The 8571-nt window shown below is 59.0% G+C and carries 4 protein-coding genes and 1 pseudogene; 4 read left to right on the forward strand and 1 reads right to left on the reverse strand.

Annotation, left to right across the window (positions count from 1 at the left end; all coding sequences use genetic code 11):
* Together D8V06_RS02530 and argR are read left to right on the forward strand one after the other, a co-directional pair.
* Nucleotides 1-146 (forward strand): annotated as a pseudogene (locus tag D8V06_RS02530) (histidine/lysine/arginine/ornithine ABC transporter ATP-binding protein); the annotation flags it as partial.
* Nucleotides 147-390: 244 nt separating this feature from the next.
* The gene (gene argR, locus D8V06_RS02535; RefSeq protein ID WP_056852561.1) at nt 391-1371 is read left to right on the forward strand and encodes a transcriptional regulator ArgR; all 981 of its coding nucleotides are present in this window, start codon (nt 391-393) and stop codon (nt 1369-1371) included.
* A gap of 48 nt (nt 1372-1419) precedes the next feature.
* Here the strand turns inward: argR and D8V06_RS02540 are convergent, their stop codons facing one another.
* Nucleotides 1420-6303, reverse strand: a complete 4884-nt coding sequence (locus D8V06_RS02540; RefSeq protein WP_241667763.1) for a DUF6543 domain-containing protein — start codon at nt 6301-6303, stop codon at nt 1420-1422.
* A 468-nt stretch (nt 6304-6771) separates the two neighbouring features.
* Here D8V06_RS02540 and D8V06_RS02545 point away from each other — a divergent pair, with 468 nt between their 5' ends.
* Complete coding sequence (locus tag D8V06_RS02545) at nt 6772-7992, forward strand: aspartate aminotransferase family protein (RefSeq protein WP_056852559.1); 1221 nt, start codon at nt 6772-6774, stop codon at nt 7990-7992.
* A 197-nt stretch (nt 7993-8189) separates the two neighbouring features.
* A partial coding sequence (locus D8V06_RS02550) for an arginine N-succinyltransferase (protein WP_177434335.1) occupies nt 8190-8571 on the forward strand: 382 nt, incomplete at its 3' end.

An 8571-nucleotide genomic window follows, 5' to 3' on the forward strand; every position in this document is an offset into this window, starting at 1 on the left:
ACGAAATGGGCTTTGCCCGTGAAGTGTCGAACCAGTTGGTGTTCCTGCACAAAGGTGTGGTTGAAGAAAGTGGCAACCCGCGCGAAGTGCTGGTGAACCCGCAATCCGAACGTCTGCAGCAGTTCCTGTCGGGCAGCCTGAAGTAATCGGGACTGCCGTTGTGCACCGCGATAGTGCATGCTTCGCGATCCAAGGCTGGCCTCGACTCAGTGGAAGCTGGGTTGCCAGCGATAGCGGTGAGTCAGTTTGCATCTCTGGCACAGACACACCGTCATCGCTGGCAAGCCAGCTCCCACAGTTTGATCTGTGTCGGTTTCGAGATTTGCGTTCATTTACGGGCTAGCATTGGCCCATGCCTTCATCACTGTTCTTCGTTTCGGATCGCCCACCATGACTGCCCATCGAATTGGTTTCCTGATTTGGCCCAGCACTAAAGCCCTGACGCTTGCGCTGGCTGAGGAGGCCTTGCGTGTTGCTCAGCGTGTGCATCCGGACGTCGTCTACGAGTTGTCGTTCCTGCAAGCCGAACCGCCGGCCGAAGGCCAATGGCAATTGCCCGGCGAAGCCTGGACCGGCAAGCTCGAAAACTTTCAGAAATTGTTCCTGCTCGCTGACGAGCCGCCGACTACCCTGGCGCCGGCGCTCAGCAGCGCGCTCAAGCAACTGGTGCGTGCCGGTTGCGTGATTGGCGGTCTCTCGGCCGGTGTTTATCCGTTGGCGCAACTGGGTTTGCTCGATGGTTACCGCGCCGCCGTGCACTGGCGCTGGCAAGACGATTTTGCCGAGCGTTTCCCGAAGGTCATCGCCACCAGTCATTTGTTTGACTGGGATCGCGATCGCCTGACCGCGTGTGGCGGCATGTCGGTGCTTGATCTGCTGCTGGCGGTGCTGGCCCGTGACCACGGTGCTGAACTGGCCGGTGCGGTGTCGGAAGAACTGGTGGTCGAACGCATTCGCGAAGGCGGAGAGCGCCAGCGCATTCCGTTGCAAAACCGCCTCGGCTCCAGCCATCCGAAGCTCACCCAGGCGGTGTTGCTGATGGAAGCCAACATCGAAGAGCCGCTGACCACCGACGAAATCGCCCAGCATGTGTGCGTGTCCCGTCGGCAGTTGGAGCGGATTTTCAAGCAATACCTCAACCGCGTACCGAGCCAGTATTACCTGGAACTGCGCCTGAACAAGGCCCGGCAAATGTTGATGCAAACCAGCAAGTCGATCATCCAGATCGGCCTGTCGTGCGGCTTCTCCTCCGGCCCGCATTTCTCCAGCGCCTACCGCAACTTCTTTGGCGCCACGCCGCGGGAAGATCGCAACCAGCGGCGCAGCAGCAGCCCGTTCGAATTGTCGTCGGTGCCTTCAGAGCGCGGGTGACACGTTCACATCGATGCCTGGGCGATTTGTCCGGGCGCGATCGCGCTGTCACTCCTCGACCTCACTCTCGCCAGAAGATGACGTCTCTATTTCGGCGCGGTCGACGACTCCATCAATGCCAAAAGACTCGCCGGTTCGTCGATAGTACGCGATGAATCGTTGCAGGCTTTCTTCGGAGAAGGGGTTTCCGCCGAGCTTGATTTTCCTGGCGACCCCCACAGGCAGTTCGAGAATGTCGCTGGGGATTTCACTGATCGCGTTGTCAGTAAGGTTCGCCACTTGCAACGTTGTACGAGTCAGCAGGCCCGGCGGAATCTCGCTGATACCTGTGTCATACAGCATCAGGGTCTTCAGTCTCGGCATTTGACTGATGTCGGCAGGTAGGCCCAGTGGGTTGCCGCCCAGTACCAGATGTTCGATGTTCTCCATGCCCGCCAGTGCCGCCTGTGTTTGCGAGGTCAGCGTGATCAGGCAATCGGTCAGCACCAGTGTCTTCAGCTCGCTCATATTGAATACAGGGCTGGGAACCGTGCTCAGGGCAAAGTCGCTGATGGTCAGGTTCTGCAAGTTGGGGAAGCAGCGTAAAAAGCCCTCGGGACGCGATGTCGCTTTGTTTTCGCCGTCCATTTGCAGGCGTGAGACGTGTTTGAATTGCGCGCTCAGTTGGGGCAGGTCGCCATTGATGACCTCGTCGGTGTACAGCTCATAGTGCGGTTCACCTGCCGCATTCACGCCTTCCATATCGGATTCACGACGCCAGCACTGCTCTACGGTTTCCTTGAACGCGTCGCGGGCCAAGTGTTCTTCTGTCAGCTGTGCGTTGGTAAAAGGCTGACCTGTTTGCGGATGCACGGCGGGCAGGTCTGAGGTCCATGCGGCCAGATCGTTGCGCAACGTGGTGTACTCGGTTTCCAGGCGCGTCAGTTCAGTGCGGCCGGCCTCCAGGTTGCCGGGTTGCAGGTAGATGAAATCGCTGGCTTCCTCCCTGTCCAGAAGTAGGTATAAAGCTTGGACTCGATCGATATCAGCCGGGGCGGCCATGACACCGAAGTCCTGGAGGGTCCGTTGGAAATAGCTCTTGATCTGTTCGCGAATCGCCAATGTGAGTGGATTATTGCCAAAGTCCATGCCCTTGCTGATGCGCGAGGGGAGATTGAAAAAGGCCGGGTCAAGATCGGTTATCTGGTTGTCATTGAGGATTGCAGTGCGCAGTGACTGATGCCCCAGCAGACCTTCCGGAACGTTGCTGATGCCTGTATTGGAAAGATCGATGTAGTTGAGTTCAGACATCCCCTGCAATCGGGGGGCAAGACCCAGAGGGTTGCCGTAGAGATCCAGTGTCACCAGGTTGCTGAGGGAAGAAAGTGTCGCTTGTGTATCCGGCGTCAGTACGATGCCGCAGTCGCTCAGCAGTAGTTGATTGAGCCTGGGCATGCTGGACAGCGCTGGCGGGAGTTCGCCCAGGGCAACGTTTCTGAGTTCGAGGCGGGCAAGCCCGGTGAAGTGTTGGAGGAAACCCATGATGCCTTGCGGCGCGCCGCTGTTGGTCATCGATAGCGTTGAAATGCGGCTGAAATCTGCGCTGATGGTCGGCAGTTCTCCCACGATCGGCTTGACGAAACTCAACAGATATTCGACGTCGGCAGGGTCGTCGGTAATGCTGGCAGTGATCTGCCGTCGCCAGCCTCTCTGCAGCTCATACCTGAACGCGGCACGGTTCTCCCGGTTTTCCGCCAGCTGCGCGGCGCTCAACCTGTTACCGGTTTGAGGGTCGAGGTGGGGCGCCTGATTGACCCAGTCCTGCAAATCATTGTTCAGTTGCCCGTACTCACCTTGCAGGCGGGCGAGTTCCGCATGAGCACCGGCGGGGTGGGTGTGCAGGTAATCGATGACTTCCAGCACTTCTTGCGGGTTGAGTGCCGGCCAGAGTTGGCGAACCCTGCGTACCAGATCCGGCTGGCCCGACGGGAGTTGATCGTAGCCGTCGGCGCCTCCAAGCAGGCGCATGGTCGCCGGGTCATAGGCCGGTTTGAGTATTGGATTGTCCTCCAGAATGTTGCGTAATTCGCCGCGCTCCAGCGAATGTTCGCGCAGCGCGTGTTCAAGTTTTTCGCCTTGATGGATGTTGATCTTCAGTGCGTTGCGCTCCGCGTCGGGCAGGGCATGAAGAATGGCCCGACTCAGTTCTGTTGCGCCGCTCAGGCTCAAGCCCTCGTCGTCGTAGGCTTCGTATCGACCATCTTGGCGCCGTACCAGCACTTTGCGGATGGCGGCGTCCTGTTTGCCAATGCGGGTGCGGGTGCGGGTGCGGCCGTTATAGGCGTAGTCCTGAATGTCTATACGGATTTCGGATGTCCAGCCTGGCAGGCGCTCAAGTGAATGGAGGCGCAGCAGATCGGTGTCAGGATTATCAAGCGATGGCAGATCAAGTCCTTCGTAGGCTCGCGTCAGCCGTACTTCTTGCATCGCCCAGCGGGCAAGGTCCTTGAGGCGTTTGGGCACTTCGCCGGTTTGCAGCAGTTGCAGTTCGGGGCTCGTGGCGCTATCGATCAATTCGCTCGCCACGCTCAGCGGCAGCCCCGTGGTGGTGTCGATCAGTTTTTGAATCAAGGCATTCTGGGGGCGTTCAAGAGCGCGGTATCGACTGTCGAACAGTGATGCTCGTTGTCGGGCGGCGGTCTGGGCGAGTTTCTGTCTCAATGATGTGGCGCGTGCGTCAAGCGAGAGAGAGGGCGCAAGTCGATGTTCTTCCAGAAGGGTTTTTTGCTCGCTTTCATTCAGCTGGGCAAGCACGCTTTTGAGCACGTCCCCCTCGATCAAGCGACCTTCCTGAACCTCAATGCCTGAGTGTGCCGCCGTTGTGGTTTCCCAGACGATGTTGCCCCGGACATCGAGCAGGCTGATGCCTATGCTGTCGGGCCACAGGAAATGCTCGGTGAGCAATTGCAGTTGGGTTTGGGAATCAGCCTTTGAATACTGTTCGTGACGTCCGCTGTTGAGGCGGTCGATAAACGTTTGCAGGTCCTTATCGAGGTTGAGACGCTTGAGGGTATCGGCCAGCAAGGACGGAATGGGTTCGTGCTCGACATGCATTCTGCGCAGGGTGTTCTCGTGTAAACCGCTGGCCTTGAGTGCGCGTTCGCGTTCGGCGGGAGACAGCTTTTCGCTCAGGTGACCCAAGCGCTGCAATAGGGTGTTTTTGTCCCACTCCAGTGGTCGGTCGAGTTCTGTCTGCCAGGCGCCGCTGCCGTTGTGCTTGAGCGCGGGGCTGTAGGCATCGGGGCGGCTGGGATGCTCGATACGGTAGTCGCCGGTTGGCTCCTGTCTGACGGCGAAGCGTTTGCCCTCGATGCGGGCGATGGTTTTGCCGTTGTGTTGATGCAGGCCTGACGTGTCGGGAACCGATTGCCGGGGCAGCGGCGCGGCCTGTTCATAAGGGCTCAGGTCGGGTTTCCAGTAAAGGGTCTTTCCATTGGCTGCCTGCACCGGTTTGAACCGGTCAATGAAGGCGATGACCTCTGCGGGCAGAGCCTTGCGAAACTCGCCTGCGGCAACGACCCCACCTGCGGCGAAGGCCCCCAACTGGATCAATGTCTCAACCACTGTCATCAGGTGCTCGAAGGCTTCGGTGGTCTGCCCTTGCGCCCAGTCGATAATCCCTTCAAAGGCATCGTTGACCAATTGATAAGCCATGTAAGCCAGCATCAATTCGCCCACAAACGGCACAAAAGGCAGGGCGACGAAAGCGGCGAGCTGCACAATGGCGGACAGCACGCCGGTAAAGGAGTCCCAGAGTGCCCAGCGAGCCTTTTGGTCCGCCATTGCGGTAGACACCGCGATGACCCGGGCGTCGTTGAGAATTTTGTTCAACTGCGCGCGGTAGAGATGGGGCCATGGGCCGCGATGGATCGGCGTGACAGAAAATTGCAGATTGGGCCGCTCTGTCGGCGTTTCACGCCATGATGGCAGCGCTTCACCGTAGTGGCGTTGATGCCAGGTCACATGGCTCAGGCGATCGGCCAGGTTGCCAAAAAAATATCCGCGGTCTTCGTGAGCGACAAAACGACTGAAAAATTGTTGGTAATCCGGGGTGCGCAGTTGACGAGTGAGGGTTTGCATCAGCTCGGCCGTCGAGGTGTACTCCTTGATCGGGTGCTCCGGGTCATCGGGGATGTAGGCCACGACCCGTGCGACATTGCGTGCGCGTTCAAGGTTAGGTGCAAACACGACGATGCCGGTCAGACTGGCGGACATGATCGTCAAGTCGTGGCACAGCAGGGGTTCGTTTCCAAGTTTGATACCTTGCTTGCCCTCAGCCAGCGCCTGGATCAGTTGAAAGAAGTCGTCCTGAATGTCGCCGTTCAGGCGAGCCAGATGCAGCGCGGCCTTCAATGCGGCTTTCTGGCTGGCCTCGACCCTGGAGCGCAGTACGGTCGCAGCCAGCGGGTTGGAAACCCCAAGATTATCCTCCAGGTAGGTGCGGTATTGGCCGCCGATGTCCAGTTCACGGCATAACCGGGTAAAGGCCTGCACCGTGATCGTCTGCTTGAGCGCGGGCAAGGTATCGAACTGCCCGGTCGAGGACGGCTCAGTGATGAACGTCGAGTCGGGCTCGTAGGCATCCTTGTGGGTTTCCTGTTCTTCAAAGTTATGCAGTGCCGCATTCAACAGCGACACGGTCCAGGTGCGAGCGGCGCCTGACTTGATCGGAAACCAGGGAATGGTCGCGGGAATGTACAGGCGCAAGAACGTGCCTTTGACGTCCACGTCCAGGCCGAATCGCGCTTTCAGAGCGTTTTTGAGCAGTGGTTCAGCAAAAGCGTAGGCGTCCTGCAGGTTTTCCAGTGTGCGGTCGACTCGGTTTTGTGCGGTCCAGTGCGCGGCATTCAGTCGTCCGAGTTCAGCGTGTTGCGCAGCCGGCGCCGCGCGCAAACCACTCGTCAGTATCGGGCGTGCGCTCTTCAGCGCCAGGCGTCTGGCCGATGATGCGTTCCCGAGCCAGTGGGGAATCGTATGAGTGAGAGGCGGGTAGTGAGTGTCGGTGTGGGCGATATACGTTGCGTCAGCTGAGGCTGTCCGCGTTTGCTCGTCGGGTAATTGCATCTTGCAGGTCCATTAGCGCTCAAAGAGCGTCAAGGGAAACAGGCTGCATCGTTTCCGGTGCGGTACATATTTATTGCGCAGGCATTCATCTCTCGCCAATCCTGCCGCAAATCCGCGCCAGCAGTTTAAACTGCGCCTTTGCGACCCTATATGTCGCATTGCCGTAAACCCGGGAAAATCCGGGGTTTGCGCTATAAGAAGTTGTCGCTTGGCGGCAAGGCCGGGCTGAAAACTGTCCTTACAATCCTCACCAAGCTCGCCAGTTTCAGGCGAGTGTTTTCTCTTCAGGAGACTCCGATGTCCGTTGAGCACGCTGCGGTACAACGCGCCGATTTCGATCAGGTAATGGTTCCCAACTATGCGCCTGCCGCATTCATTCCTGTGCGTGGCGCCGGTTCCCGCGTTTGGGACCAGTCCGGTCGCGAGCTGATCGACTTCGCCGGCGGGATTGCCGTGAACGTATTGGGCCATGCGCACCCGGCGCTGGTCGGTGCCTTGACCGAGCAGGCGAACAAACTGTGGCACGTGTCCAACGTGTTCACCAATGAGCCGGCCCTGCGCCTGGCCCATAAGTTGGTCAACGCCACATTTGCCGAGCGTGCTTTCTTCTGCAACTCCGGCGCCGAAGCCAACGAGGCTGCCTTCAAGCTGGCCCGTCGTGTCGGTTTCGACCGTTTCGGCAGCGAGAAGTACGAAATCATCGCCGCGCTCAACAGCTTCCACGGCCGTACCCTGTTCACCGTTAACGTCGGTGGCCAGTCGAAGTACTCCGACGGGTTCGGTCCGAAAATCACCGGTATCACCCATGTGCCGTACAACGATCTGGCGGCGCTGAAAGCCGCCATTTCCGACAAGACTTGCGCTGTGGTGCTGGAGCCGATCCAGGGCGAGAGCGGTGTGATCCCGGCCGAACTCGAATACCTGCAAGGTGCCCGCGACCTCTGCACCGCGCACAACGCGCTGCTGATCTTTGACGAAGTGCAAACCGGCATGGGCCGTACTGGCCACCTGTTCGCCTACCAGCATTACGGCGTGATTCCGGACATCCTCACCAGCGCCAAGAGCCTGGGCGGCGGGTTCCCGATCGCGGCCATGCTGACCACCGAAGACCTGGCCAAACACTTGGTTGTCGGCACCCACGGCACCACTTACGGCGGTAACCCGCTGGCTTGCGCTGTCGCGGAAGCGGTGATCGACGTGATCAACACCCCGCAAGTGCTGGCCGGCGTCAAGGCCAAGCACGACAAGTTCAAGGCACGCCTTGAACAGATCGGCGAAAAGTACGGCCTGTTCACCAAGGTCCGCGGCATGGGCCTGTTGATCGGTTGCGTGCTGAGCGATGCCTGGAAAGGCAAGGCCAAGGACATTTTCAACGCCGCTGAACAAGAAGGCCTGATGGTCCTGCAAGCCGGCCCGGACGTGGTGCGTTTCGCCCCGAGCCTGGTGGTCGAAGACGCCGATATCGATGCCGGCCTGGACCGCTTCGAACGTGCCGCGGCAAAACTGACGCAAGCCTGATAGACCCTTCGACGCCTGACGATTCAGGCGTCGACCCCGATTCTGATGCCGGACCCGCTCTTCTGTAGGAGCAAAGCTTGCTCGCGATGGCGTGTCAGTGAACACCCATGTGGCTGACACACCATCGCGAGCAAGCTTTGCTCCTACAAGGGCCCGGTTTATTTCCCTCAAGAGTTTTAATAAAAAGGAGTGACACCATGCTGGTGATGCGCCCCGCGCAAATGGCTGATCTGGGCGAGGTACAGCGTCTGGCTGCGGACAGCCCGATTGGTGTCACTTCCTTGCCGGATGACGTTGAACGCCTGAGCGACAAGATCGCCGCGAGCGAAGCCTCGTTCGCTGCCGAAGTGAGCTTCAACGGTGAAGAAAGCTATTTCTTCGTTCTCGAAGACAGTGCCACCGCAAAACTGGTCGGCTGCTCGGCCATCGTGGCTTCGGCCGGTTATTCCGAGCCGTTCTACAGCTTCCGCAACGAAACGTTCGTACACGCCTCTCGCGAGCTGAAGATCCACAACAAGATCCATGTGCTCTCGCAGTGCCACGACCTGACCGGCAACAGCTTGCTGACCAGTTTCTACG

Origin of the sequence: Pseudomonas sp. Sample_24, from assembly GCF_004307605.1 — a bacterium.
Classification (GTDB): domain Bacteria; phylum Pseudomonadota; class Gammaproteobacteria; order Pseudomonadales; family Pseudomonadaceae; genus Aquipseudomonas.

Bases quoted from the DNA above. Each gene is read 5' to 3' on its own strand.
- argR (WP_056852561.1), top strand. From the start codon at position 391: ATGACTGCCCATCGAATTGGTTTCCTGATTTGGCCCAGCACTAAAGCC.
- D8V06_RS02545 (WP_056852559.1), top strand. From the start codon at position 6,772: ATGTCCGTTGAGCACGCTGCGGTACAACGCGCCGATTTCGATCAGGTA.